A 25,738-nucleotide genomic window follows, 5' to 3' on the forward strand; every position below is an offset into this window, starting at 1 on the left:
AAGACAATCCAGCTCCGACGCTTGCAGCACCGCAAGCTCGCCGCTTAACATCAATCCAAAATCGAGGCCAACACTCCGCTAAATCAAGCAGCCATCAGCGCCAAATGTTCAGACGACGGACATCAAGCAGCCATCAGCGCCAAATGTTCAGACGACGGACACTGTAGCCAACATCGTTCTCGCGCTCTCGCGATCCTCGGCAACTCGGTGACTACCGACCATATCTCGCCGATCGGGAGCATCGGCCGTGACACGGTCGCTGGAACCTACCTGTCTGAGCGAGGCGTGGCGGCAAAGGACTTCAACAATTTCGGGTCCCGGCGGATGAACCATGAGGTGATGGTCCGCGGCGCGTTCTCGAACGTGAGGCTGCGAAACCTCATGATGCCCGGGCGCGAAGGCAGCGTTACGCGCCATTTTCCCTCCGGCGAAGAGATGACGATCTACGACGCCTCTGTACGCTACCATCACGAGGGGGTGCCGCTGATCGTCCTGGCCGGCGAGGAATACGGTACCGGCAGCGCGCGCGACTGGGCCGCCAAAGGCACGCGACTGCTCAACGTGCGTGCCGTGATTGCCTCGAGGTTCGAGCGGATTCACCGCTCGAACCTGATCGGGATGGGCGTGCTTCCATGCCAGTTCCCCGCGGGCGAGACCGCGGAAAGCTTGGGGTTCGATGGTTCGGAACAATTCTCACTCAAAGGGATCATGGGGGACGTTAAGCCACGGCATCGCCTCACCCTGGAGGTCAGACCGGCGAGTGGAGCGATCCAGGAGATTCCGCTTGTCCTGCGTGTCGACACGCAAGTTGAAATCGACTATCTGCGCGCTGGCGGAATGATGCCTTTCATTCTCGGCAATCTGATCAAGAATGCGGCCAAATCTCTGGATCAGGACGGCACTTGGAGCGATCTCGCCTTGCCTGACGCGAGCGCGACGGCCCCTTCGCGAGGATGATGAGGTGACGCACCCACCACGTGATCAGCGGTGACCGAAGCACCAGGTGGAGCAAAACTAAGCCGACTGAACTAAAACGACGCGAAGTCCTCAATTGCTTTTGCCGCCTTGCGTAGTTGGGGCAAGACTTGTTGCCGTATCTCCGCCGCGGAGAAACGCTCTGATTGGGTCGAGACATTGATCGCTGCGATTATCCTGCCGGAGCCGTCGCGGATTGGCACGGCGATTGAGCACAGCCCGATCTCGAGTTCTCCGTCGACGATGGCAAAGTCCTGCTGCGCTACTTTGGCAATCTCGGCGATGAGTTGCTTGCGGTTGGTCATACTTTTCGCCGTCCGCTTTTCTATCGTGGCCGTGGCGAGGAAGCGGGTGAGTTCGTCCTTCGACAGGTTGGAGAGCAGTACACGGCCCATGGAAGTGCACCATGCTGGCAGCCGGGTGCCCACGTTGAGGGCTACGCTTAGGATACGTCGCCCAGCAACACGCGCGACATATACGACGTCTTCGCCGGATAGCACCGCTGCCGAACACGATTCATTCAGCGCAGCCGCAACGCCGCGCATCACGGGCTCGGCATGGCTCCAGAGAGTCGCACCCTGCAGCCATGCGCGAGCGACAGTCAGCAGACGTGGCGACAACGTGAAAAGCCTTCCGGATTGTGTCGCATAGCCTGTCTCTACTAGCGTGAGCAGGAAACGACGCGATCCTGAGCGCGTCAATCCTGTCGCGAGGGCCATGTCAGACAGCGTTAGGCCATCGGGATGACGGGCGAGTATCTCCATCACTTGGAGACCCTTTTCCAGCGAGCCGACGTGGTCGCGCGAATACACCCTTGCGGTCATCGAACCTACCACTGTCTATCCCCCTCCACGTTGACTAGATCAATGTCGAAGAGTATCAAGGTATCGCATACGAAACAGATGTTCGCAATACGAACAACTTTTGGATAGTGAGCCATGGCGACGTTCATGCCGCTCCCGCGTGCGATATCGGAGAACCTGAAGAGGGGGGACTCGGCCGCCTTCGAGGGCTTCACGCACCTCATCCCGACGGCTGCGGCGCATGAGGCGATCCGCCAGGGGGTTCGCGAGCTGACGCTGATCCGCATGACGCCGGACCTGATCTACGACCAGATGGTCGGCATGGGCATGGTGAGCAAGATGATCTTCTCTTATGCCGGAAATCCCGGTGTCGGCCTGCTCAGGCGCGTGCGCGACGCCGTCGAGAACGGCTGGCCGCGGCCGTTGGAGCTGGAGGAGCACAGCCACGCGGCGATGGCCAATGCCTATGAGGCGGGCGCTGCCGGCCTGCCCTTCGCCGTCTTCAGGGGCTATCGCGGGGCCGAGCTCGCGCGCGTCACGCCAACCATCAAGTCCGTCACCTGCCCGTTTACCGGCGAGGTACTGGCCGCCGTGCCCGCGATCCGGCCGGATGTCACCTTCATCCACGCGCAGAAGGCCGACAAGAAAGGTAACGTGCTGGTCGAAGGCATCACAGGCGTCCAGAAGGAAGCCGTGCTGGCCGCCACGCGCTCGGTGGTGACTGTCGAGGAGGTGGTCGACGATTTCGACGATCTGCATCCCAATCTATGCATCCTTCCGGCCTGGACGGTGACGGCGATTTCGGTCGTTCCAGGCGGCGCGCACCCGTCCTATGTCCACGGCCGCTACGTCCGCGACAACGCAGCCTATGTCGAATGGGACGAGATCGCCGCCGACCGAGACCGCTTTCGCAAATGGATGCAGGAGAACGTCATCGAGAAGTCGCCGGGCGATTTTGCCGACCGCGTAGCGCATCTGAGGAAGGCCGCGTGAGCCAGGCCTTCACTCCCAACGAGATGATGACCATCGCGGCGAGCCGGGTGCTCGTCAATGACGATGTTTGCTTTGTCGGCATCGGCGCGCCCTCCGCTGCCTGCAACGTCGCGCGGCTGACGCATGCGCCCGACATCACGTTGATCTACGAGTCGGGCACCATCGGTGCGAAGCCGGACGTGCTGCCTCTGTCGATCGGCGACGGCGAGCTTTGCGACACTGCTGTCACCACCGTCGCGGTGCCCGAGATGTTCCGCTACTGGCTGCAGGGCGGCCGCATCACTATTGGCTTCCTGGGCGCGGCCCAACTCGACAAGTTCGGCAACATCAACACCACCGTCATCGGCGACTACGCGCATCCGAAGACCCGCTTGCCCGGAGGCGGCGGTGCGCCGGAAATCGCAACCAGCGCGAAGGAGATTTACATCACTATGGCGCAGTCGAAGCGCGGTATGGTCGAAAAGGTCGACTTCTTCACCTCCTTCGGCCATGGCGATGGCGGCGACCATAGGAAGCGTCTGGGCATCGCGACATCGGGCCCGACCTTGCTCATCACCGACCTCGCCATCTGGAAGCCCGACCCGGCGACCAAGGAGTTCACCGTAGTTTCGTTGCATTCCGGCGTCGCACGCGAAGAAGTGAAGGAGACCTGCGGCTGGCCGGTGAAGTTCGCGGATCATGTCGGGGAGACGCCCGCGCCCACCGAGCTGGAACTGACAACGTTGCGCGACCTCTACGCACGAACGAAGGCTGCGCATATGGGTAGCACGACTGGAAACACCAAAAGGGGGACCCATGCCTGAAGCATTCCTCTGCGACTACATCCGTACGCCGATCGGGCGTTTTGGCGGATCGCTCTCGTCGATCAGGACCGACGATCTCGGCGCGATCCCGCTGAAGGCGCTGATGGAACGCAACGCCGGCGTCGATTGGGCGGCGGTGGACGATGTTGTCTATGGCTGCGCCAACCAGGCCGGTGAGGACAACCGTAACGTTGCGCGCATGGCGCTGCTGCTGGCAGGCCTGCCGAAGGAAGTGTCCGGCTCGACGGTCAATCGCCTGTGCGGCTCCGGCATGGACGCCGTCACGATCGCCGCGCGCGCCGTCAAAGCCGGCGAGGCGGAGCTGATGATAGCCGGCGGCGTCGAGAGCATGAGCCGCGCGCCATTCGTGTTGCCCAAGGCGGACAGCGCCTTCTCCCGCAACGCCGAGATCTACGACACCACGATCGGCTGGCGTTTCGTCAATCCACTGATGAAGAAGCAATACGGTGTGGATTCGATGCCCGAAACCGGCGAGAACGTGGCCGAAGACTTCAAGGTCTCGCGCGCCGACCAGGATGCTTTCGCCGTGCGCAGCCAGGCCAAGGCCGCCGCCGCGCAGGAGAATGGCCGACTGGCCAAGGAGATCGTCCCGGTGACGATCCCGCAGCGCAAGGGAGATCCCATTGTCGTCGCCAAGGACGAGCATCCGCGCGTCACCAGCATCGAAGCGCTGGCCAAATTGCCGACGCCGTTCCGGCAGGGCGGCACGGTGACGGCCGGCAATGCGTCCGGCGTCAATGACGGCGCGGCCGCGCTGATCGTGGCCTCGGAGGCTGCCGCTAGGAAATACGGCCTGACCCCGATCGCCCGCATCCTGGGCGGGGCCGCGGCCGGCGTGAGCCCTCGCATCATGGGTATCGGCCCGGTGCCCGCGACGCAGAAACTCTGCGCCAGGCTCGGCCTCAAGCCGACAGACTTCGACGTGGTCGAGCTCAACGAGGCTTTTGCCTCGCAAGGCATCGCAGTGCTTAGGCAACTCGGTATCGCCGAGGACGTCGCGCATGTGAATCCCAATGGCGGCGCCATCGCGCTCGGCCATCCGCTCGGCATGTCAGGCGCGCGCATCACCGGCACGGCGGCGCTGGAACTCAGGGAGCGTGGCGCAAGGCTCGCACTTGCCACCATGTGCATCGGCGTCGGCCAGGGAATCGCAGTGGCGCTGGAGCGGTTGTAGGCGAACGTCTCGAGCAGACTTCCCAAGTCGCTGGTTCTCGGAGGGACCGCGGCAAACGTCAACTCCGCGTCTGAAATTGTACGCTCCGTGCAGATGGTCATCTCGTGCACCGGCTCTTGATCAATCTCCGGCAGGATGCTGCACGCCATTGCTTGAATACGGCTCCTACACGCGATCGAAAAATCCCTCGTCTCCTTCCGAAAGATACTTGCGCGCGCCCTCGGGATCGATGTCGAGGCCGAGCCCCGGGCCAGGCAGCAGTTCGATCATCGAGTCCCGGACGATCTGCCCCCTGGGCAGGCCGACGACGATGTCCTCCCACCACGCGTCGGAAGCGCTGGGATATTCGAAGGCAATGTAGTTGGCCGGCAGGGTGGCGCAGACGTTGATCAGCGCGCCGAGCCCAAGCAGTCCGTTTGCCGTGCCGTGCGGCGCAATCATGATCGAATGCATGTAGGCATGCTCGGCCACCCATTTGAGTTCGGCGATGCCGCCGATATCGGCCGGGTCCGGGCCTATGACACGCACCGCCTGCGTCTCGATCAACTCCTTGAAATTGTGGCGCAGGTAAATTTGCTCGCCGGTATGGATCGGCGTCGAGGTGGAGACCGTCAGCTCGCGATAGGCTTGTGGGTTGACCCACGGCACATAGTCGCCGGTCAGCATGTCCTCGAGCCACATGAGATTGTACTTTTCCACCGCCCGCGCGAACCGTATTGCATCAGGCAGGAACCAGCCCGGCCCGCAGTCGAGGGCCAGCGAAACCTTGTCGCCGAGCACCTCCTTCATGGCAATGACGCATTCGATCATGTGCGCCATGCCGCGTTCGCTGATCTGCCCCTGATCCATCGCTCCGTGATAGGTCGGCGGCTGGCGCACTCCGTAATGAAAGTCGGGAACGTTCGTCTTCATGTTGGAGTGGAAGCTGATGCCCTGCTTCACCATGAAGAATTTCTCGGGCCGCTCCATCATCCATTTGACATCGGCGGCGTAGTCTTCCGGCTGGTCGCCGGTCCGCTTTCTGCGGATCGAGCCGTTATAGACTCGCACCTGGTCGCGCACCTTGCCGCCGAGCAGCTTGTAGACCGGAACCCCAGCAGCCTTGCCGGCTATGTCCCACAAGGCGTGTTCTATGGCGCTGACGGCGGCGCCGTATGGCTTGAACGAGCCGCGTTGCCGGATCTTGAGCATCACACGTTCGACGTCGGTTGGGTCCTCGCCGATCAGCGCATCGCGGAAATGCAGAACAAAGGGCTTGAGGTATGGCTTGGTGAACTCCACCTCGCCCAGGCCGTGGATGTTCTCGTCCGTCACGATGCGGACGATAGGATGGCGGCCGATGACGGCGCAACGGAGGTCGACGATCTTCATGGTACCGGACTTTCGGCGTTTTGGGGCGAGCCGCGCCGGCGAGTTGCCCAGTGCGGCGTATGGTGGGGCTGGCGGGCTACTCGACCTGGTTTGCCTCCAAATAGTCCCGGTTCATTTCGATTCCGAGCCCGGGCGTCTTGTTGAGCTTGAGGCTGCCGTTCGAATTGTCGAGCGGCTTGTCGATGAGCTGATCGTATTTGCGAAGGTTCCACTCCGAAGTCTCGAGCTTGTAGAAGTTCGGGACCGTCATCATCACCTGCGCCCCGGCGACGACGTTGATTGGACCGGCGGCGTCGTGAGGAGACACGGGAATATAGTAGGCCTCGCACAGGGCCGAGATCTTCTTGAGCTCGGTGATGCCGCCGGTCCAGGTGACGTCGGGCATGATGTAGTCGGCCAGCTTGTTCTCGAGAATCGGCACGAAGTCCCACTTCGTGTGGCCGCGCTCGCCCCAGGAGATCGGGGCGTTGACCTTCTCGCGAACCTGCTTCAGCGCGTTGAAGCTCTCCGGCGGCACCGGCTCCTCGAACCAGTCGATTTGACCTGCGTCCTCGAGCGTGCGGCAGAGCCGGATCGCGGTCGGGACGTCGAAGCGGCCGTGCGCATCGATGAGGATTTCGATTTCCGGGCCAGCCGTCTCGCGGATCAGCGCGGTGAGTTCGGCGGCCTCGCGCTCGTCCTTGCGAGTCATTGACCCGTCAAGATAGCCGTCGCGCTGCTCACGGGCCTCGCCATCCACATGTGGACCCTGTTGCGGGAAGGGGTCGAATTTGAGCGCGGTGTGCCCGGACTTCACGATGTCCTTGATCTCGGCGATCGCGCCGGCTCTGCTGGTAAACTTGCGCTGGTCGGGATGGGTGTAGAGCGCGATTTCATCCCGCACAGGCCCACCCAGAAGCTCGTAGATCGGCTGACCGAGCGCTTTGCCGCGGATGTCCCACAGGGCGATGTCGATTGCGCTCACGCATTCCACCGCGGCGCCGCGGCTACCCATATAGGTAAAGCTGCGGAACAGCTTATGCCACAGATGTTCGATGCGCGCCGGATCTTCGCCGATCAGCATGGTGCCGATCTGCCGCAGCATCGTGGTCAGGGCGCGATTTGCGATCCTTGTCGTGGTGGTGATCTCGCCCCAACCGGTGATCCCCTCGTCAGTGTTTACCTCGACGAACAGGAACTCGCCCCAGTAAGAGGCGCTCGACTTTATCAGCCAGGGCCGGACATTCGTTATCTTCATTTTACTTCTGCTTCTCCAAAATTGGGAGGCACGCGCCGCAAGGGAGCCGAGCCGGCCGGACCTAGCCGGCCCGCGCAGCGTTGGACGCCCGCATCTGCTCGAGGATGTGCCGGCCCGAGCCTTCGACATGGCGGCCGACGAGCTCGGCAGCCTTTTCGGCCTCGCCGGCCTTTATGAGCTCGATCAGTTCGCGGTGATCGCGCAGCACCTGGGCGCGCCGCGACAGAGTGAAGTTGAACCGGCGGCTCACGGCGCGCAGCACCTCACGATGCTTCCACCAGAGTTCGGCCGCGTGCCGGTTGTAGTGGCGCTGGTACATGACGGTGTGAAACGCCGTGTCGAGCTCGCTATGCCGAAGCTGATCGGCGAAGTTGTTTTCCTCGATGAGGCGTTGAATGCGCTCCAGTTCGATGATGTCGTCGTGCGTTGCCATGCTGACGAACCAGCGGGTAAGCGCGGGCTCGATGAGAACGCCGATTTCGTAGATGTCGCGTACGAAATCCTGATCGATCGGCCGGACGCGAGCACCGCGGTTGGGGGCGAAGATGACGAAGCCCTCGCCTCTGAGCAATTGCAGGGCCTCTCGGACCGGATTGGTGGATGTGCCATGCCGCTGGGCGAGGTCAGAGACGACCAATCGTTCGTTCGCCTTAAGGCGGCCTTCGATGATGTCGTCGCGGATCAGCTCATAGATGGACGCCCCTTCCGTGGAGGCGCCAATTGCGTCGATCCCCACCGGCGGCCTAGCCTTAAAGTCCGTCATCGCGCCGCTGTCCCCCAATGGTCATTCATGCTTTCTGGCATTGTCCACGATTTTCGTCAAACAATGTATGATCTGATGCGGTTGACACGCAATCCTTATTCTGGAACGGTACCTGACCGTCCGAGGGATACACAAACAAGCAGCCATTCCCCTGCGGTCAAGATTAAAAATCGCCGCCTGCAGTCAGTGTGACGGAAGGGAAAAATGTGGAGGATTCCTTATGACACGGTTGAAATCCGGCTGTGCCGTCGCGCGCGGCGCCGTTGCACCTGCCCTCATAGCCTCTTTGCTGTCGACTTCGGCTTTCGGCGCTCCAGTCGACCTGAGTAAATGGTCGCCGGAATACGTCCGCTCCATCGCGGGCACCGAGGAATTTGACACGGCGGAGGCGTGCGGCAAGGTCACCCCGCTCGACTACAAGGGGCACCTGACGTTCTGGTATCAGGGCGTGTTCGAGGGCGACCCCGACCTTTTGCGCCAGTACTACAAGGATTTCTTCGAGTCCTTCCGACAAACCTATCCAAACATCCAGCTTGAGGAACAGGCTCTCACCTACAACGACCTGCTCGACAAGTTCCGCACCGCGCTCCTTGGCAATGCCGCGCCGATGGCGGTCCGGCTGCAAATCCTGGGCGGAACCGAGTTCGCGTCGAAGGGCTATCTCGAGCCGCTCAAGCCGGAGGATGTCGGCTGGTCGACCGAGGATTTCTGGCCTGGCGCCATGAAGGCAGTGACCTGGGATGGGGTGACTTACGGCATCCCGACCAACAACGAGACGATGGCGCTCATCTGGAACGCCGATATCTTCAAGCGGGCCGGGCTCAATCCGGACAGTCCGCCGGCAACCTGGGACGATGTCGTCGCGTATTCCAAGCAGATCAACGAAAAGCTCGGGATCGCCGGCTATGGCCTCGTCGCCCGCAAGAATGCCGGCAACACGCCCTACCGCTTCATGCCGCAGCTCTGGGGTTACGGCGGCGGCGTGTTCGACGAAGCCGATCCGAACCCGAACTATGGCGAGATCAGGCTGAACAGCGAAGCCAGCAAGCGGGCCCTGCAAGCGTCGTACGACATGTATGTCCGCGATAAGTCAGTGCCCGTTTCGGCCCTCACCAACCAGCAGGCGGACAACCAGCCCCTGTTCGTCGCCGGACAGCTCGGCATGATGATCTCGCACCCGTCCGACTACAACGTCATGCTCGACCTGCAGAAGAAAGCAACGGGCGCCGATAAGGACAAGGCGCAAACAGTCATCGACAACATGCGGTACGGCCTGATCCCGACCGGCCCGGACGGCAAGCGTGCGGTGGTGTTCGGTGGCTCCAACATCCACATTCTCAAGCCAGAGTATGTCGAGGGTGGCAAGGTGGACGAGCCGGCTGCAAAGGCCATCATCTGCTTCTGGACGAGCCCTGAATGGTCCCTGAAGATGGCCTATGCCGGCTCGAACCCGGGCAACCTCAACGGCTTCAAGACCAAGTGGATGAAGGAACGTCTGGACAACATCAAGTTCCTCGATGTCACGACCTCGATGCTGCCATACGGAATCCCGTTCCCGGCCTTGCCGCAAGCGCCCGAGATCATGAACATCATCGTCCCGGACATGCTGCAGAACGCCTTGACCGGCGCCATGACCGTCGACCAGGCGGCCGACGACGCGGCCGAAAAGGTCAAGAAAGTAATGGGCGACGGCGGGCTCTAGGCCCCACCGTCGCGAACTCGGCCGGCAGCTCTCCGCGCTGCCGGCCGACATCACCTACCAAAGCAAGGCTTGCGCAGGATGACCATGGTGACGGGCGCGGCAGACTCGGGCCGCCAAACGCGCGCGATGCGCACCGACTTGCTCCGGGAGATCTGGATCAATCGGGCTGACTATCTCTACGTGCTGCCCGCCATCGTGGTGATGCTCATCGTCATCGCCTACCCGATCTACTACACGATCGACTTGTCATTCTACAAGACGCCGCCAGGGCTGCAGCTGAAGGACAAGAGCTTCGTCGGTCTAGACAATTACACAGCCATTCTCAGCAGCAGCGTGGTCTGGCGCGTTTCTATCAACACGGTGATCTGGACGCTGGGTTCGACGGTCATCGCCTTCGTACTGGGTTTCGCGCTGGCGCTCGCGCTGCATCGCGACTTCTTCGGGCGCGCCATCCTGCGCGCCATCTTCATTATCCCGTGGGTGATCAGCGCGGTCGCCGCCTCCTATATCTGGAAATGGATCTATCACTCGGACTTCGGCATCATCGGCGTGGTGCTGGTGCAGTTGGGGCTCGTCGACCGCCCACCGAACTTCATCGATAGCGTCAACACGGTCCTGCCCGCGCTGATCGTGGTCAACATCTGGCGCGAGTTTCCGTTTGTCATGATCATGATGATGGCCGGGCTGCAAACCGTTCCCGAACAGCTCCTGCGCGCCGCGCAGGTCGATGGCGCCTCGGCCTGGCAGCGCTTCTGGCACGTCACCTTTCCGCATCTAAGCGGGGTGTCCACGGTGACGATCTTGCTGCTCGCGGTCGCGAACTTCAACTCATTCGTCATTCCATGGATCATGACGGGCGGCGGCCCCGCCAATGCCTCCCACATCTGGATCACGCATATCTACGAACTTGCCTTCGGGCGCCAGCTCTGGGGCGTGGCCTCGGCCTATTCCGTCCTCCTGTTCATCATCCTGATGACGCTGGGCTATTTCTACGTGCGTGCGCTCAGCCGCGGCGAACGAGGGAGGCCCGCGGCATGAGTTCGCAGACGAGCGTCTCGAAGCCGCGTCGCATACGGCTGGATGGCTGGCGCTGGGTAGGCCGCTTCTTCCTGGTGCTGATGCTCATCTATACCGCTCTACCGATGGTCTGGATGGTGCTCACATCGATCAAGTCCGGTTTTGCGGCCATGGCGTTTCCGCCGGAGTGGTGGCCAGACGAACCAACGCTGGCGAGCTACAGGAACCTCCTCGATCCCCAAAACAGCGTCGGCAAGGACTTTCTGCAATTTTTCTGGAACAGCCTTTTGGTTTCGATCCTGACCACGATCCTGGCGGTATTGGTCGCGGTGCCGGCTGCCTATGCCTTCTCGCGCTTCAGTTTTCCGGGACGGCAGTTCCTGTATTTCTCGGTGCTGCTGCGCAACATGTTCCCCGCGGTGATCTTCCTGGTGCCGCTCTTCATCCTGATGCGCTTTCTGGGCCTGGTGAACACGCACGGATCGCTGGTGCTCACCTACCTGACCTTCGGCCTTCCGCTCGCAATCTGGCTGCTTAAGGGATTCTACGACAACATCCCGGTGCAACTCGAGCAGGCGGCGCGCATCGATGGCGCGACGCGGCTGCAGGCCTTCATCCTGATCGTGATGCCGCTCTCGGTGCCGGGGATCATTGCCACGGCGATCTACTCGTTCATTGGGGCATGGAATGAATACATCTACGCCTACACGTTTCTCTCAAAGAACGATCAGCTGACCTTGCCTGTCGGCGTCCAGAGGTTCTTCTCGGAAAACACAACCGACTTCCCGGGACTGATGGCCGCGAGCTTCATGATGAGCGTGCCGGTCGTCGTGTTGTTCCTGGTGCTTCAGCGGTACTTCGTGCGCGCCCTCACCGAAGGTGCCGTCAAACACTAGGATCGGATTTCATGGCGCAGGTGGTACTCACGGATCTCGTGAAGACGTATGGCTCGGTCTATGCGGTGAGGGACGTATCGCTGACGGTCGGCGACGGAGAGTTCGTCGCCCTCGTCGGACCGTCGGGATGCGGCAAGACGACGACCCTCAATCTGGTCGCCGGGCTCATTCCGATTACCAGCGGCGATATCATCATCGGCGACCGCGTGGTCAACGATCTGGATCCGAAGGACCGGGACATCGCGATGGTGTTCCAGAACTACGCGCTCTACCCCAACAAGACGGTCTACAAGAACCTCGCCTTCCCGCTGCAGATGCGCCGGATGTCGTCGTCCGAAATCGACCAGAAAGTGCGCGACGCGGCGCGCATGCTCGACATCGCCCACCTTCTTGAACGCAAACCTCGGGAATTGTCTGGCGGCCAGCAGCAGCGCGTCGCGCTCGGCCGAGCGCTCGTCCGCAATCCGGCCGTCTTTCTGATGGACGAACCGTTGTCCAATCTCGATGCCAAGCTGCGCGTGCAGATGCGATCGGAAATCAAAAGGTTCCACCGGGATTTCGACGCGACCATCATCTACGTGACCCATGACCAGCTTGAGGCTGTCACGATGGCTGACAAGATGGCCGTGATGAACGGCGGCTACCTGCAGCAGTATGATACGCCCGCGCAGGTATTCGCCAATCCCAAGAACTTGTTCGTCGCCAGCTTCATCGGCAGCCCCGCGATGAGTCTCATCCCGCTTGAGGCGACTGCCGCCGAGGGCCAGACGGTCCTCAACAGTGCAGAGGGATGGAGCATTACGCTTTCGGACCAGAATGCGCGAAAGGTCGCGAACGCGACATCGAGGAAGGTCGTGCTCGGCGCGCGTCACTCAACGATCCGGCTGCACAAGTCTCAGGTCGATGCAAGCGTGCCGGCGAAGGTCTACACGGTCGAGCCGACCGGCGACGTGACCTTCGTGCAGGTGTTTCTGTCGGGGGCAGTCGTCAACATCAGCATGCCGCCGACGTTCGATGTCGAGCCTGATGAGCAGGTGTGGCTCGAGTTCGATCAGAATCGCATGCACCTGTTCGACGGCGAGACCGAACTGGCCCTGCAAGACTGATCATGGTCCCGAAACTCAAGATCACCGCCGTCAAGCCCTATCCGGTTTGGGTCGGCACCCGCAACCAGCTGATCGTCAAAGTCGAAACCGACCAGGAGGTGTATGGCTGGGGCGAAAGCGGCCTGTCGTCGCGCGAGAGGGCGGTGGTCGGCGCGATCGAGCATTACCGCGAATTTCTCATCGGCCAGGACGCGATGCAGATCGGTCGCATCTGGCAGGAGATGTATCGCAGCCAGTATTTCGAAGGCGGCCGCGTCTTACAGGCCGCCATCTCGGCGATCGACATCGCCCTCCACGACATCAAGGGCAAGGCGCTCGGAGTGCCGGTCTACGAACTTCTCGGCGGCAAGCAGCGCGATCTCATTCCGACGTTTGCGACCACGCGTTCGGAAGCCTCGAGCACGGAAGTCATCGAGCAGGTGCTTGAGCTCAAGGCTCAGGGCTGGCAGGCAATCCGCCTCATTCCGGCGGGCCAGAAATCGGACAGGGTCTATGAGCCACGCGAAAGCATCGCCGAGACCGCCAAATGGACGTGCAAGTGCCGCGAGGCACTAGGGGAGGAGGTCGCCCTTGGCATCGACTTCCACCATCGGCTGAGCGTCGCGGAAGCCGCCAGCTATTGCCAGAAAATGCCGCGCGGTACGCTGGACTTTCTGGAGGAGCCCATTCGAGACGAGACGCCGGGCGCCTACGAAGCATTGCGGAAGTTGACCGACGTTCCCTTCGCGATCGGCGAGGAGTTCTCTTCGAAATGGCAGTTCCTGCCGTACATCGAGAGGGACATAGCGCAGTTCAACCGCATCGACATCTGCAATGTCGGCGGCCTGACCGAGGCGTTGAAAGTCGCGGGCTGGACCGAGGCCCACTACATCGACATGATGCCCCACAACCCGCTTGGCCCCATCTGCACCGCCGCTACTGTGCATTTCGCGGCCGCAGTGCCGAACTTCGCGTGGCTGGAGACACGCGCGTCACCGGGCGAGCTTTATCACGGCTTCGACAACTCCGAACTCTTCCCCGGACTGCTCGCGCTTGAAAGGGCCAACTATCGCGTCAGCGACAGGCCGGGGCTCGGCGTCGACGTCGACGAAGCGCTCGTCGCGAAGCAAAGCTACAGGCAGTGGGAAGCGCCGCATCTCGTGCGCAAGGACGGTTCGGTGACGAACTGGTAGGGAGCCGACATGGACATGGACATAGCCAAGATCAAACGACCCTCCAGGGATCTGGTCGAGAGGGTTCGCGAGGTCGGCGCCGCTACCGCGAGCGCGACGCTGGCGCACATGGGTATCCGCAACTGCTTCATGGAAGGCCCGGTGGCGCGCTCGCCTGGCCAGGGGGTCGCCGGGCCCTGCGTGACACTGCAGATGATGCCCAAGCGCGAGGACCTCTTCGGGGAAGGCGAATACGCCGACGTCGAGAAGCAGCTGCACCGGCACGTGCTCTACCAGGTTGAGGAAGGCGACATCGTCGTGGTGGACGCTCGCGGCGACATGACCTCCGGCATCTTCGGCGACATGATGATGACCTATTTCAAGGGGCTGAAGGGCGCCGGCGTGGTGATCGACGGTTGCGTGCGCGATTGGGCCAAGGTGCAGAAGCTTGGCATCCCGATGTGGCTGAGGGGAGTCACGCCGAACTATCACGCGCAGACGGTGCTGATGCCGCTGGCGGTCAACGTGCCGGTAGCGTGCGGCGGAGTGACGGTGATTCCCGGCGACATCATTGTCGCCGACGACGATGGCGCGGTATGCGTCCCCGTCGCCTTGGCTGAGGCGATGATCGCGAAAGCTCACAAGGATCACGGCTGGGAGGAATTCTCGCGCGAGAAGCTCCTCGCCGGTGAATCGCTCAAGCGCTACTACCCGCTGCACAAGGATGCCTGGCCGGAATACGAAGCGTGGCTGGCCGAGCGTGGGTCGAAAGAGTGACGCCAAGAGTGCCCCGTTCAGCACGCCGACGTGACCACCTTTGCGGCATATTGGCAAGTCCGTACCGACCACGGCGCGGGCGGGCAGGGCGCCTTCACTCGCACCAGAAGACATGGGGAGAATATGTCCGTCACCGGCACCATTGAGAATGCGGTACGCCGCGCGTCAGAGCCGTCGCAGCTCAGGATCACCGATATCCGCGTCGCCACGATCCGGGCTCAGGGCATTCATCCGATCCTGAGGATCGACACCAACCAGGGCGTCTACGGTCTGGGCGAGGTGCGCGACGGCGCCCATCCCGATACCGCGATGCGGCTCAAGCCGCTGCTGGTCGGACAGAACCCTTGCAACGTCGAGTACCTGTTCCGCCGGATCAAGCGCTATGGCGGTGAGAGCCGGGAAGCGGGTGGGGTCTGCGCCATCGAGATCGCGCTCATGGACCTGGTCGGCAAGGTCTACGGGGTGCCGTGCTACCAGCTGCTTGGCGGGAAATTCCGTGACAAGGTGCGGATCTATGGCGATACGCCTTCGCCAGTCGATCCAACCCCCGAGGCATTCGCCGAAGTCGTCCGTTCACGACGCGAGTTGGGGCTTACCTTCATCAAGTTCGACCTCTCGGCGCGGATGTTCGAGGCGGTCCCGGGGGCAATGGTCGGCTCGGACACTCGGCACGAGTACCCGCAGTACCGCCAATTCCACACTCCAGGGCGCGGCGCCGGCGCACGGATCAGCGAGCGGGGGTTGGAACTGGTCCGCGATATCTGCCGCGCGGTACGCGAGGAGGTCGGCCCCGAGGTGTCTCTGTGCACCGATCATTTCGGCGAGGGGTTCGTCACGGTCGACGAGGCGATCCGGGTCGGCCATGCGGTCGAGCCGTTCAATCTTGCCTGGATCGAGGACGTCATGCCCTGGACCGACATCGCCGGCCACAAGCGGGTCGCCGATGCGCTGCTGACACCGGTAGCGGCGGGCGAGGACCTGTTTTTGTTCGAAGGCTTCCGCGAGGCGATCGAGACCCGCGCCTTCGACATCATCCATCCCGATATGCTTTCCTCGGGTGGGCTGACAGAGACCAAGAAGATCGCCGACCATGCCGAGCGCCACGGCATCCCGACGGCACTGCACGCCTGCTGCTCGCCGGTGGCGTTCATGGCCAACCTCCACCTCGGCGCGGCGCTCGCCAGCTTGATGGCGGTCGAGCACCACGCATTGGATGTGCCGTGGTGGACCGATATCGTCACCGGGATCGCGCCCGACTACCTGGCAAACGGCTACGTCGCGGTACCTGAAACTCCGGGTCTGGGCATCGACCTGAACGAGGATGTGATCCGCGAGCACCTGGTCCCTTGGTCAGGTTATTTCGAGCCGTCCGACGAGTGGAACGCCGAGCGCGTCGGCTTCCTGGGACACGTGGTTTGGTAGAGAAACATCTTCGCATGCCGCCGGAAAGCTGGTCCTTTGTGGTGGTCATCAGGCTCCGCATTCCACGACAACTGCGATGCCTTGTCCGCCCCCGATGCAGAGCGTCGCCAGCCCGTAGCGTCCACCGATCCGCTGAAGTTCGTAGACCAGCTTAACAAGAATGATGGCGCCGGTGGCGCCAACCGGATGACCAAGCGCGATGGCGCCTCCGTTGGGGTTGGTCTTCTCCTCTGGAAACTCCAGCTCCTGCGCGACGGCGCAGGCCTGGGCGGCAAAGGCCTCGTTGCTCTCGATCACATCCATGTCCGAGACGCAGAGGCCGGCCCTGGAAAGTGCGCTCCGGACAGCCGGAATCGGCCCGAGTCCCATCCGGCTGGGATCGACGCCGGAAAATCCGTAGGAGACGAAACGCGCGAGGGGACGTATGCCGTCTCGAGCAGCACGATCCGCATGCATGAGCACCAGCGCGGCCGCGCCGTCATTAACGCCCGACGCGTTGCCAGCGGTTACGGTTCCGTCCGCGCGAAAGGCCGGGCGCAGCTTGGCGAGCCCCTCAATGTCGATCGTGTCACGGACGTGCTCGTCGGTGTCGAAGGCCACGAGTTCACGGCCACGCTTGATCTCCACAGGCAGGATCTGTTCGCTGAAGCGGCCTTCGGAAATCGCCTGCCTTGCACGATGGTGGCTGCGCAGAGCGATCATGTCCTGCGTCTCTCTGCTGATGCTCCGGTCAGCAGCGATATTCTCCGCGGTAATTCCCATATGCCCGTTGCCGAAAGGATCATGGAGGGTTGCGATGAGCATGTCGGTCATGTTCGCGTCCCCCATTCGTTTGCCCCATCGTGCGTCGCGCATCGAATATGGTGCGCGGCTCATGCTCTCGGCACCTCCGGCTACGACAATGTCCGCATCGCCAAGCATCACTGTCTGGAGCCCTGAAACCACCGCCTGGAGGCCGCTGCCGCAGAGACGGTTGACAGTCAGGGCCGGCACAGACACAGGCAAGCCAGCTCCAAGGGCGGCAACACGCGCCATGTACGCGTCTCTAGGCTCGGTATGGATGACATTTCCGAACACGACATGTCCGACCTCGCTCGGCTCGACTTTGGCTCGCTTCAGCGCTTCCGCCGTCACGTTGCTTGCAAGGTCGGTTGGGGCAATTTCCGCCAGCGACCCGCCAAACGCTCCGATAGCCGTTCGAACACCAGAGGCGATGACGACTTGTTCGAGGTTCGGCATGCTTATTCTCCCGAGGCGGAGGCGTGCAGCGCCAAGGCAGCAAGCTTGTCGGTCTGCTGAAATGCGGTCTGTAGCGGCACTGCGCCGTTCGTGTCGCTGATTGCGTGAAAGCTGTCACGAACCGCTTCGGCAGTCAGGCGATCAGGGGGAAAGCTCACCCCTTGCGTCTCGGTCACATAGATCCGGGCGAACGAGCCCGCGCCTGCTGCGATGATGACGCGCGACGGCGCATCCCTCGACACGAGAAATGCCACGCCCGGCGCGACACTTTCAGGCGTGAGCAGCTTTTCGTGCGCAGGCTTGAGGAGACCTTCGGTCATGTGCGTGGCCGCGCTGGGAGTGACGCAGTTGACACGGATCCCATGCTTTTCGCCCTCGAGGTGAAGCACGTTCATGAGGCCGAGCATGGCTGCCTTCGCGGCTCCATAGTTGGACTGGCCGAAATTGCCGTACATGCCGGAAGAGGATGAGGTAAAAAGAATCCGCCCGTATTTCCGGTCGATCATGGTCTGCCAGACAGCTTTGGCGCAGTTTACCGAACCCATCAGATGGACGTCCACGACCGTACGGAAATCGGTCAGATCCATCTTGGCGAAGGACTTGTCCCTGAGGATGCCGGCATTGTTGATCAGGACGTCGACGCGTCCCCAATCGCTCATGATTTCCCCGGCCATCGAAGTGACCGCCTCGAAGTCGGTCACGTCGACTTCATAGCCGCGGGCGATGCCTCCGCCCTGCACGATTTCCCCAGCCACACTGGCTGCGTCAGGACCGAGATCGACCACCGCGACCCTGGCTCCGCGCGCGGCGAGCTCCCTGGCGTAGCTTCGGCCAAGCCCTCTGCCCGATCCGGTCACGATCGCGACTTGGCCATCGAAGGATATGGTCACTTCAATCACTCCCGTATGCCGGCGGCCGCTTCTCGCGAAAAGCCCGAAGGCCTTCGGACAGGTCGTTTCCGCCGATGTGCGAGGAGAACGCCTGAAGTTCCGCACGCAGCCGCACGTCTTGCGCTTTGTCGGAAGCCGCAGTCAGCCGCTTGATCCATCGGATCGCCTCTGGGCTGCAGCGGCTTATGCGCTCGGCGAGATCATATGCGCGCGACAGCAGGTTCTCGGCCGGAACCACCTCGTCCACTAGGCCCCAGGACTGCAACAGCTCCACCTCCACAAGATCGGCCGTGAAGAACAGCCGCGCAGCGCGCGCCGGACCGATCTTGCGCGGCAGGCGTACCGTTGCTCCGCCCGCGGGCACCACACCGTAGCGGGCGTGCCCATCGCCGATCTTCGTACCCTCCGCTGCAAGCACGAGATCGCAGCACAGGAGCAGTTCCAGCCCACCGGCCACGGCAGTGCCGTTGGCGACGCCAATGACGGGAACGGCCAGTTCCTCGATGCGGGTCAGCACCCCTTGATTGAACTCGAGGTCGCGGAGCAGTCTGTCAGGATCTTCATTCAGCCTGGCGCCGAACTCGATCAAATCGCCGCCTGCCGAGAAGGATCGTCCTGTGCCGGTTATGATGACGGCCCGGATGCCCGGTCGTCCATGAAGTGTCCGCAGATGCCCATCAAGGGAACTCATCACGGTGCCATCCATGGCATTGAGCTTGTCGGGTCGATTGATTGTGATGGTGGCGATGCCCTCATCGATCGAAAGGATCACCGGCTCGCTGGACGCAGTCCGGCGGTTCAGTTCCACCTCATAGCTTTGCGGCAATGAACGCAGCGCTTCGGTGAGCTTCGCCGCACCCTCCTCGTCGGTGCCAGACAACCGGACGCGGACAACCGTATTCTTGCGATCATCCAGCGACACGTCCACTCTGGCGGATGCATCCGCCCCGCAAGTGCGAAGAACCTCGAGCCTTACCTTCTCCTTGATCGCCAGATCGCGCAGAGCAGGCTTGAAAATCTTTCCCACCGCCGTCACCGGCAAGGCATCGATGATCATGACGCTCTTGGGCCGGGCGGGCGGCTCGTGCACGGTCGAATTTACATAGGTCTCTATGGCTGTGACGTCCAAAACGACCCCTGGTCGGGGCACGACGAAAAGAGCAGGCACTTCGCCCGCATACTGGTCGGGCATACCCACCGCGGCCGAGATTTGTACGCCGTCGAACTGGTTCGCGACGTCTTCGATTGCGGCGGGGTCGATGTTGTGGCCGGACCGCACGATCAGATCCTTCTCACGACCGGTCAGCACGAGTCTCTCGTCGTCGGTCAGGTACCCGATGTCGCCTGTCGTCAGCCATCCGTCCGCCGCAAGCGTTCCGACGTTGTGCGCTTTGTCCGCGTAACCCGGGAAAACCTGGGGGCCGCGCACCTGGACCACGCCGCTTTCGTTTGGACCGCAGATCCTGGGATGATCCTGGTCGAGCGCCACGATGCGCGTCTCGGAGAAGGGGGCACGAAATCCAACGCTGCCAGCCACGGGTGTGCCAAGCCCGGGATTGAAGGCTATGGCCGCCGCAACCTCGGTCATCCCGTAAGTTTCGAACAGCCGGATTCCTGTCACGGTCTCGAACCTCGACCCGACGGCCTTGGGCAACACCGCCCCTCCCGTAAGGGCCATGCGAACGGAGGACGCATCGTTGTCCGTGCGGAATGAGTTGCCGAGTGCCGCGATCGACGTCGGCACGCCGCTCACGACGGTTGCCTTGAACCTTTCGACCAACCCCCAATATCCATCGATGACGGCGGCGCGCCTCAACGCGTAAGGCGACGGTACGATGACATGGCCACCCGCCGCCCAGACCGCGAGGCCCGCTGTGATCGTGCCGCCGACGTGGAAGAAGGGGAAACCGTTGATCACGCTGTCCAGTTCATCGTAACCCAACACCTGGGTGAACCCGAACGCGCCATGAATCTGGTTTCCATGCGTCAGCTGAACCACCTTCGGGCGGCCCGTCGTCCCGCCCGTGTGGAACAGCGCGCAGACGGTGTCGCGGCCGGCCAGCGTGTCGAAGGCGAGGCGGTCGCCGTCGCAGCCGGAGAGCAGGGCGTCGAAATCCAGATTGTCGTCTCCGGGGTGACTATCGGCTCCAATGACCAGCACGTGCTTCAGTGAGGGCACGTCGCGCCTGATATCGGCAGACTTGAGCCAGCAGTCCTCGTCGAGACCCGGGGCGGGAATGACGAGAACCCGTGCCTGCTGTATATTGAGCAGGTCGACGACAGCCTCGCGGGTGAGCAGATAGTTCAATGCGCTTGCGACACCGGCGACCTGGGCCCCAAGCAGCGCGCACGGCACCATGGGCAGCGTCGGAACCAGAAAGGCCACCACGCCGCCCTGGTCGCCGTTCAGTGAATGGAAGAGGTTTGCACACCGCGTGATTTCCCTCAGCAGTTCGCGATGCGTGAGGGAAATGCCGACATCCGATGGCGATCCCGGACGCAGCACGGTCAAAGCCGCTCTTTCGCCGACGTGCGCGGCAGTTGCCCGAAACAGGTCGTAAAGGTTGTGCGCCGTGACAAGGTCGTCGTAGGGCACCGATTCAATCGCCCGGACATCCTCGATCGTGCGGACTGTCCTGACCGGACGCATCGTCTTCAGCATCAGTGCACCGCTGCGTACATGATCGTTTCCTCGTTGGTCCGGTGACCGTCGAATTCCTCGATGATGCGCCCCTGCCGGCAGACCAGGATGCGGTCCGAAAGCTGGAGCACCTCTGGCAAGTAGGACGAGATCACCATCACCGCGATGCCATCGTCGGCCAGCCGGTTGATCAACTGGTGGATCTCCGCGATCGCTCCGACATCCACGCCGCGAGTCGGCTCGTCGAAGATGATCAGGCGGGGTTTCTGCACCAGGGCCTTGGCGACGACGACCTTCTGCTGGTTGCCTCCCGACAGCTCGATGACCCGTGCGTCGGCATTGATCGCCTTGACGTTGAGCGCGGTGATCCACTCCTGCGCGATGGCGCGCATCTCGCTCATCGAGACTGCCAGTGATTTTGCGCGCCCGCCTGCCATCGCGCCGAGATGGATGTTCTCCGCAATCGACATCGTCTCGAAGAAGCCTTCCATCTTGCGGTCTTCGGTGACGTAGATGATGCCATCGCGGACTGCCGGACGGGGTACGCGGTAGCGTACCGGCCGGCCGTCAAGCCGCACCTGCCCACCATGAAACAGGTCGCGCTTCAACACGCCAGCAACCACCTTTGCGGTCTCGGTGCGGCCGGAGCCGATCAGTCCAAAGACGCCGGTGATGTGGCCCGCGAAAACCGAGAAGGAAGTGTTGCGTACGAGGTTTCCCATGGAAAGATTCTGCACGCTGAGCACCTTGTCGCCGGCGGGACGGACGGGGCGTCCTTCCTGCGCGCCATAAAGCTCGTTGGTCAGGGTCCTGCCCACCATAGCGCGCACGATCTTCTCTCGGTCGAACGCCGAGGCAGAGTCGGTGATGACGTGCTCGCCGTCACGCATCACGGTGATGCGATCGGCGATCGCTAGTGCTTCCTCCAGCGCGTGACTGATGAAGATGATCGAGACACCGCGCTGCTTCAACCGTTCGACGAGCGAGAAGAACTGATGCTTTTCCTCCGGCGTCAGCGTCGCCGTCGGCTCATCGAAAATGATCACCTGCGCGTTGTGGTGAACCGCGCGCGCAATCTCCACCATCTGCTTTTGCCCGGCGCCGAGTGCGGACACCATCGCCGTCGGATCGACGTGGAAGTTGAGCGACTGCAGGAACTGCTGGCCGGCGATGTAGATGCCTCGCAACCGGTGAAAGTGCCTGGCGTCGGTCAGGTAGATATTCTGCGCGACGGTGAGCGACGGCACCAGGCTGGTCTCCTGGTAGACCATCGCGATGCCGCGGCGGAGCGCCTCCGAAGGCGAATTCATCTCCACCTTCGTTCCGTCGATACAGATCTCGCCGGACGTCGGCGTCACGACTCCGGCGATCATCTTGGCGAGCGTCGACTTGCCTGCGCCGTTCTCACCGAGAAGCGCGTGCACCTCGCCCCGCTGCAAGGTGAACGAGACGTTTTTCACGGCCGGCACGCCGCGATACTCCTTGGTCGTGCGCCGGACGTCGACCATCGGGATCATGCCACACCTCCTGGTCCGATCGTATTCGCGGGCTGGTCAAGCCTGACGACAATGCCGTCGCCACGCGCGGCCACGACCGCCGCACCGCCATGCTCCACCACGCTGGTGGTGCCGTGGGTCTTGCCGTCGGCGCGGCTTTGCAGGCTGAAGCGCGGCTGGAAACCGGCGTCGAGCCAGACGCACATGCCGAAGGACATGGTTGGCGCCCAGGGCTTCAGGAGCCCAAGATGCTTCACGCCGCCGCCCTGGAGCGGCTCGTAGTAGCTGCGGCCGGATTTGAGCTTCGGCGCCACCCAATAGTCGCGCGGCACCTCGGCCATCATCCGCCTTCGATAGGCGGGCTCGCGCAGCACGAACTCGACGAGCTGGCTGCGCGGCGCGAAGACGGCCAGCCACCAGCCGCCGACCGAGGGCGAGAGCCTTCCCGGATAGCCGGGCAGATCGGACTGGAGCACCGCGGGCTTGCCGGCCCCTTCACGGCCAATCCGTACCAGGCGATGCCGCCAGGCTTCCGAATAGACGACGCCAGAAGCATCGGGAGCCAGCCCGGATGGCCAGGCGAGACGGTCGGCGATGCGATGGCTGGCGCCACTGTCGAGGTCGATGCGCCAGATGCTGCCCGAGGCGTTTCGCTCCAGCAGATCGCGCTGCCATTCGTCGGTTCTGTTGGTGGCGGAGCCGTTCGCAACATACAGGGCCCCACCTGCAACAGCCATCGCCGTGATGCATGCGACCGCTGGTCCGATACGGAAGCGGCCACCGTCGTGGGGGCCGCCTTCGATCACGACATCGCCGCTGTCGAGTGCGACGGCGAGGCCGTCGTCACCGACATTTGCAATGCAGGCGATGCGGGCGTCGTACGTCCGGCGCGGCGTCCGGCTGCCATCGGCGGCGAGCGCGTAGATCGCGTCGCCCACGGACGTGAACAGCGTTCCTCCAAGGACGGCGAGGCAATCAACTTCGGGCATCTCGATACGCCATGCTGCCTCATCCAGCGCGCGATTGGGACGAAGCGCTCCGTCGAGAGGGGGAACGGTGACCGCCGCCTCGCCACGGCCGAACAGATTGTCGACTGCGCGCGAAAATGAGCCGATCATTTCCGCCCCCAATACGAGCCGGCGCCTGTCCAGGTGGGGTCCATGCCGTGCAGTTTCAGTCGCCCGACACGGTTGTTGAGGATGCCGCCGATATAGAGATGGCCCTTGTGCTCGCGCATGGAGGTGATCATCGGATGGTTCTCGCCGCCGAAGTCCCACAGGGTTTCGATGATGCGGCCTGTTTCGTCGAAGCGGATCACGCATCCGGTGTTGATGTTGGGGTACATCCATTCGTCGGGCGCGATGCGCCGGGCCATGCGCCGGCGGAAGCCCGGCATCTTCAGCGCCAGGTCGAGCGAAGGGGTGCGGATGCCGACCAGCGCCAGCCAATACGTGCCATCGGAGGCGCGGTTGATGTTGTCGGGATAGCCCGGCAGGTCCGAAATGACCGGCTCCACCGTGCCCTTCCTCGGTCCGTCGAACCAGTAGCGGCTGACGCGGCAGGCCCAGGTTTCCGCGAAGAGAAACGACTGCCCGTCATGCGTCATGCAGATGCCGTTCGGGAAGACGAGATTCTTGAGAACGGTCCGGGTCGTGCCGGCATTCGGATCGTAGCAGATGATGCGCCCATTGCCGCGCGATTCCAAGCAGTCGACCGGCCATTCGTGCATCTCGTAGCGAACCGTCGCCTCGCTGAAGAAGACGCGGCCGTCGGGCGCGATGTCCAGGTCGTCGGCGAGCCGGAGGCGCGAGTCGTCGATGACCGAGAGCCAGGAGCGGTTGGTCTCGTCGGTCAACTTCTCGACCCTGCGGTCGCCGGTGATGCGGTAGAGACCCATGCCGCCGATGCAAGCCAAGAGCGATCCGTCCCTGGCAAACGCCATACCGAGCGGCCGGCCGCCGGTGTGGACGAACAGTTCCTGGCGCGCGTAGTCAGGAGCGAGGAATCGGACGATGTCGCCGGTGCGGTTGCCGACATAGATGTTGTCGTCCTCGTCGAGAATCACGTCCTCGGGGCCGTCGATGCTGCCGAGCCCGATCGCCTCGACGGTGCGCAGACGGTCGTTGAGCGCGTAGGGCGACGAACCGGAAGTGGCGGGCGCCGGCGGCAACTGCGAATAGGTGGGCGACACGTAGACCTTCGAGAGGAACTTGTGCCGGTTCTTTAGCCAGCGGACGTCGATCCCGACAGCGGCGAGAAGCACCGCTCCAAGCAGCAGCGAGTTCGCGCCGCTGGTTACGCCGAGGCGGACCAAACCGTTCACCATGATCATTACGGTAATGGAACCGATAACCGCCTTTGCGGCCGAGCCGCGGCCGCCGCCGAGGCTGTTGCCGCCGAGAACCGCGGCGGTCAGCGCGGCGATCTCGAGCCCGATGCCTGTATCGGCGCCGGCGCCGCCGAGCCGTGAGGCGAAGAGCAAGCCTGCCAGCGCGGCGAGCGCGCCGGACAGGACATACGTCGCGCAGACTACCCTGCGCACCGGAATGCCGACATTGTGCGCGGAGCGGCGCGAGCCGCCGACCGCCAGAACATGCCATCCGGCGCGGCTGCGGCTGAGAAAGAGGTGCAGCACGAGCGCGAGCGTCACCGCGACGACGACGCTGAACGGAACGCCGAGCACGTCGCCTTCGCCGAAATAATACCAGAGCTCCGAATCGGGGAAGGCGGCGGCGATCGCGACCGAGTATTTCAGGAGCAGCATGTCGACCACGGCGCGCACGATGATCAGCGTGACGAGGGTCGTCAGGAAGGCGCGCAGGCGCAGGTAGCCGACGAGCAGGCCGTTGACGAGGCCGACCGCCGCGCCGCAGGCGAGCGTCGCGGCGACCACTGCCGGCACAGGCCATTCGGCGACGCTGAGCAGCCCCAGCGCCACGATGTTGCCAAGTGCGAAGACCGAGCCGACGCTGAGGTCGATGCCGCCCGCCACCATCACGATAGTCAGCGCGATGACGATCAGACCGAACTCGCCCCACTGCCGCATCATATTCGATATGCTTGCAGCCCCAAAGAAATCGGGGATCAGCGAACCGAAGACCGCAACGACGATCAGCAGGATCAGGAGCGGGATCGCATTGTCGATCCAGCGCTTCGCGAGGATTTCGCCAAGCAGGTGGTCGGGCACGTAGCGGTAGCGCCAGCGCGCGATCGTGTCGGATGCGGCCATCGTATCGTCCCGGATTGCATGAGTGTCACGAG

21 protein-coding genes are annotated in these 25,738 nt (G+C 62.8%); 11 read left to right on the forward strand and 10 right to left on the reverse strand.

Annotation, left to right across the window (positions count from 1 at the left end):
• Nucleotides 1-207 precede the first annotated feature (207 nt).
• Nucleotides 208-957 (forward strand): hypothetical protein, encoded by a 750-nt coding sequence (locus tag ABLE71_RS23210; protein WP_348785855.1) that lies wholly within the window; start codon nucleotides 208-210, stop codon nucleotides 955-957.
• A gap of 71 nt (nucleotides 958-1,028) precedes the next feature.
• On the opposite strand, the gene ABLE71_RS23215 is transcribed toward ABLE71_RS23210, so the two are convergent.
• On the reverse strand, nucleotides 1,029-1,799 hold the full coding sequence (locus ABLE71_RS23215; protein WP_348785856.1) for an IclR family transcriptional regulator C-terminal domain-containing protein: 771 nt from the start codon (nucleotides 1,797-1,799) through the stop codon (nucleotides 1,029-1,031).
• 114 nt (nucleotides 1,800-1,913) lie between these two features.
• Here ABLE71_RS23215 and ABLE71_RS23220 point away from each other — a divergent pair, with 114 nt between their 5' ends.
• From ABLE71_RS23220 to pcaF, 3 genes are read left to right on the forward strand one after another with little or no spacing between them, the layout of a single operon-like run.
• On the forward strand, nucleotides 1,914-2,771 hold the full coding sequence (locus ABLE71_RS23220; RefSeq protein WP_348785857.1) for a CoA-transferase: 858 nt from the start codon (nucleotides 1,914-1,916) through the stop codon (nucleotides 2,769-2,771).
• Nucleotides 2,768-3,574 carry a CoA-transferase subunit beta gene (locus ABLE71_RS23225; RefSeq protein WP_348785858.1) on the forward strand — a complete coding sequence of 269 codons (807 nt, stop codon included), beginning with the start codon at nucleotides 2,768-2,770 and terminating at the stop codon, nucleotides 3,572-3,574. Before ABLE71_RS23220 ends, ABLE71_RS23225 begins: the two co-directional genes overlap by 4 nt.
• Nucleotides 3,567-4,769, forward strand: a complete 1,203-nt coding sequence (pcaF, locus tag ABLE71_RS23230) for a 3-oxoadipyl-CoA thiolase (RefSeq protein ID WP_348785859.1) — start codon at nucleotides 3,567-3,569, stop codon at nucleotides 4,767-4,769. Before ABLE71_RS23225 ends, pcaF begins: the two co-directional genes overlap by 8 nt.
• Nucleotides 4,770-4,934: 165 nt before the next feature.
• On the opposite strand, the gene ABLE71_RS23235 is transcribed toward pcaF, so the two are convergent.
• The 3 genes from ABLE71_RS23235 to ABLE71_RS23245 form a co-directional block, all read right to left on the reverse strand.
• The gene (locus ABLE71_RS23235) at nucleotides 4,935-6,140 is read right to left on the reverse strand and encodes a mandelate racemase/muconate lactonizing enzyme family protein (RefSeq protein ID WP_348785860.1); all 1,206 of its coding nucleotides are present in this window, start codon (nucleotides 6,138-6,140) and stop codon (nucleotides 4,935-4,937) included.
• Between the two features lie 76 nt (nucleotides 6,141-6,216).
• Nucleotides 6,217-7,377 (reverse strand): mandelate racemase/muconate lactonizing enzyme family protein, encoded by a 1,161-nt coding sequence (locus tag ABLE71_RS23240; protein ID WP_348785861.1) that lies wholly within the window; start codon nucleotides 7,375-7,377, stop codon nucleotides 6,217-6,219.
• Nucleotides 7,378-7,438: 61 nt separating this feature from the next.
• Nucleotides 7,439-8,140 carry a GntR family transcriptional regulator gene (locus tag ABLE71_RS23245; protein ID WP_348785862.1) on the reverse strand — a complete coding sequence of 234 codons (702 nt, stop codon included), beginning with the start codon at nucleotides 8,138-8,140 and terminating at the stop codon, nucleotides 7,439-7,441.
• Between the two features lie 220 nt (nucleotides 8,141-8,360).
• Between ABLE71_RS23245 and ABLE71_RS23250 the strand changes: the two genes are divergently transcribed.
• The 7 genes from ABLE71_RS23250 to ABLE71_RS23280 all read left to right on the forward strand — a co-directional run bounded on the left by ABLE71_RS23250 (nucleotide 8,361) and on the right by ABLE71_RS23280 (nucleotide 16,211).
• The gene (locus ABLE71_RS23250) at nucleotides 8,361-9,842 is read left to right on the forward strand and encodes a sugar ABC transporter substrate-binding protein (protein ID WP_348785863.1); all 1,482 of its coding nucleotides are present in this window, start codon (nucleotides 8,361-8,363) and stop codon (nucleotides 9,840-9,842) included.
• Between the two features lie 78 nt (nucleotides 9,843-9,920).
• Nucleotides 9,921-10,880, forward strand: a complete 960-nt coding sequence (locus tag ABLE71_RS23255; RefSeq protein WP_348785864.1) for a sugar ABC transporter permease — start codon at nucleotides 9,921-9,923, stop codon at nucleotides 10,878-10,880.
• Nucleotides 10,877-11,755 carry a carbohydrate ABC transporter permease gene (locus tag ABLE71_RS23260; RefSeq protein WP_348785865.1) on the forward strand — a complete coding sequence of 293 codons (879 nt, stop codon included), beginning with the start codon at nucleotides 10,877-10,879 and terminating at the stop codon, nucleotides 11,753-11,755. The genes ABLE71_RS23255 and ABLE71_RS23260 overlap by 4 nt, the downstream gene beginning before the upstream one ends.
• 11 nt (nucleotides 11,756-11,766) lie before the next feature.
• Nucleotides 11,767-12,861 carry an ABC transporter ATP-binding protein gene (locus tag ABLE71_RS23265; RefSeq protein WP_348785866.1) on the forward strand — a complete coding sequence of 365 codons (1,095 nt, stop codon included), beginning with the start codon at nucleotides 11,767-11,769 and terminating at the stop codon, nucleotides 12,859-12,861.
• Nucleotides 12,862-12,863: 2 nt separating this feature from the next.
• Complete coding sequence (locus ABLE71_RS23270; protein ID WP_348785867.1) at nucleotides 12,864-14,033, forward strand: mandelate racemase/muconate lactonizing enzyme family protein; 1,170 nt, start codon at nucleotides 12,864-12,866, stop codon at nucleotides 14,031-14,033.
• 15 nt (nucleotides 14,034-14,048) lie between these two features.
• Nucleotides 14,049-14,789 carry a ribonuclease activity regulator RraA gene (locus ABLE71_RS23275; RefSeq protein WP_348786009.1) on the forward strand — a complete coding sequence of 247 codons (741 nt, stop codon included), beginning with the start codon at nucleotides 14,049-14,051 and terminating at the stop codon, nucleotides 14,787-14,789.
• Between the two features lie 123 nt (nucleotides 14,790-14,912).
• Nucleotides 14,913-16,211, forward strand: coding sequence for a mandelate racemase/muconate lactonizing enzyme family protein (locus ABLE71_RS23280; RefSeq protein WP_348785868.1), 1,299 nt, complete (start codon nucleotides 14,913-14,915; stop codon nucleotides 16,209-16,211).
• A gap of 48 nt (nucleotides 16,212-16,259) precedes the next feature.
• Here ABLE71_RS23280 and bktB read toward each other — a convergent pair whose 3' ends face one another.
• From bktB to ABLE71_RS23310, 6 genes are read right to left on the reverse strand one after another with little or no spacing between them, the layout of a single operon-like run.
• A complete protein-coding gene (bktB, locus tag ABLE71_RS23285) occupies nucleotides 16,260-17,450 on the reverse strand; it encodes a beta-ketothiolase BktB (protein ID WP_348785869.1) in 1,191 nt (396 codons plus the stop codon).
• Between the two features lie 2 nt (nucleotides 17,451-17,452).
• Nucleotides 17,453-18,340: an SDR family NAD(P)-dependent oxidoreductase gene (locus tag ABLE71_RS23290; RefSeq protein WP_348785870.1), complete on the reverse strand. Its 888-nt coding sequence runs from the start codon at nucleotides 18,338-18,340 to the stop codon at nucleotides 17,453-17,455.
• A gap of 1 nt (nucleotide 18,341) precedes the next feature.
• Nucleotides 18,342-21,002 carry an AMP-binding protein gene (locus ABLE71_RS23295; RefSeq protein ID WP_348785871.1) on the reverse strand — a complete coding sequence of 887 codons (2,661 nt, stop codon included), beginning with the start codon at nucleotides 21,000-21,002 and terminating at the stop codon, nucleotides 18,342-18,344.
• A complete protein-coding gene (locus ABLE71_RS23300) occupies nucleotides 21,002-22,498 on the reverse strand; it encodes a sugar ABC transporter ATP-binding protein (RefSeq protein WP_348785872.1) in 1,497 nt (498 codons plus the stop codon). Before ABLE71_RS23300 ends, ABLE71_RS23295 begins: the two co-directional genes overlap by 1 nt.
• A complete protein-coding gene (locus ABLE71_RS23305; RefSeq protein ID WP_348785873.1) occupies nucleotides 22,495-23,595 on the reverse strand; it encodes a strictosidine synthase in 1,101 nt (366 codons plus the stop codon). The genes ABLE71_RS23300 and ABLE71_RS23305 overlap by 4 nt, the downstream gene beginning before the upstream one ends.
• Complete coding sequence (locus ABLE71_RS23310) at nucleotides 23,592-25,706, reverse strand: SMP-30/gluconolactonase/LRE family protein (RefSeq protein WP_348785874.1); 2,115 nt, start codon at nucleotides 25,704-25,706, stop codon at nucleotides 23,592-23,594. Before ABLE71_RS23310 ends, ABLE71_RS23305 begins: the two co-directional genes overlap by 4 nt.
• Nucleotides 25,707-25,738 lie beyond the last annotated feature (32 nt).

It is taken from the genome of Mesorhizobium sp. KR9-304 (assembly GCF_040049215.1).
In the GTDB taxonomy this organism is placed as follows: domain Bacteria; phylum Pseudomonadota; class Alphaproteobacteria; order Rhizobiales; family Rhizobiaceae; genus Mesorhizobium_K.